Annotated in this window: 1 protein-coding gene; it reads left to right on the top strand. The window is 33.8% G+C overall.

Annotated elements, in window-relative coordinates; genetic code table 11:
- Nucleotides 1-695: 695 nt before the first annotated feature.
- Nucleotides 696-1,170 (top strand): hypothetical protein (locus tag BA053_RS06230; protein ID WP_156518240.1); only part of this gene is annotated, 475 nt, incomplete at its 3' end.

The following is a 1,170-nucleotide window of genomic DNA, read 5'->3' as shown; positions in this document are numbered from 1 at the left end:
TACTCACAACATCCACTGAGAATTTCATATACCTAGCTATGAGTAGGGTTATGTTAAAGAGGGAATATGCTTGAATTTACTAGTTTCCGGACAACCTCTAACTAATGAACCAGTTGCAGGTCCTTCTTGGCAGATATGAGAGATTTAAAATTTTTGAAAGGCTTGAACTAATATAGAAAAGATTTTATAAAAACATCAGCCTATTAGTGCCATGACAAATTTAGTTATTTACTTTTTACAAAAACCACAAAAAAGTACCTACCTTCGTGAGAGCGATTTAAATAAAAGCAGCGTTGTGAAAATAAAAGCTTGAAATTGTTGTAACAAAACTAAGTAAATTAATTCATATCTAAATGCGGCAAAAATAGGCTAATATAGCTAGTTTTGTGGTATAGTAGAATTATTATAAAGAAAAGTTCGAACGGTACACTTGGTAGACCAACTGATCCCAAAACGAACAGTTCTCACGTTTGTTATTTTAAGTTGCTGAAAGTGGTTGTATTATTTAAGTTTTTAACAGCATGTATTGCCAAATTAGTAATAGCTTATCATTAAAGACTTCCATCAAAAATTATTTCAAAAAATTTTAAATGTAGGGGTTGACAAGTTTTAAAGATGGAGTAGCATGTCCAAAATACATTAAACCTTTATGGTATGTAAGGGGTTAAAGTCTATTCATTTCAAGGGGAGTAGCCATGTTGCGTTCAGACATTCCGCAAGTTTTATTTTCTTGCATTAAAGAGGATGATCCTTATAGGGCATCTAAGGTCTTTCAAATTGAACGTTGGTGCTATGCAAATTGGGATTTACATGAAAGAAGTGGTCAAAGAAGGCATAATTTTCTTGCACAAATACTGTCTAGTGAAGATTGCTGGAAAAAAGTAGGTGGTTTACATGGAGTTAAGCTTGATAGGCAAATGGTAGGCAAGAAACTGATTATGCCACCAGATTCAGATAATCCTTTTAGCACCAAGAGATACGATATTGCTTGCCGGTGTTGCTTAGAAGAAGATATTATTGCCTTATTTGAGGAAAGAAAAAAAAGATTATCAGCTCAAGGTGAGAGTAGTTTGCTAGAATATCACCATTTGGTTAGATGTTTCGGAGTAGGTCTTTTAGGGCAGTTTTGGTCACATTTTGTTAGCGGTCACATCTCTAAATTAAACTTGA

This window comes from Wolbachia endosymbiont of Nomada ferruginata (assembly GCF_001675785.1).
GTDB lineage: Bacteria > Pseudomonadota > Alphaproteobacteria > Rickettsiales > Anaplasmataceae > Wolbachia > Wolbachia pipientis.
Note: the sequence above shows the minus strand (reverse complement) of the source record. Positions and strands in the feature narration are given on the sequence as shown.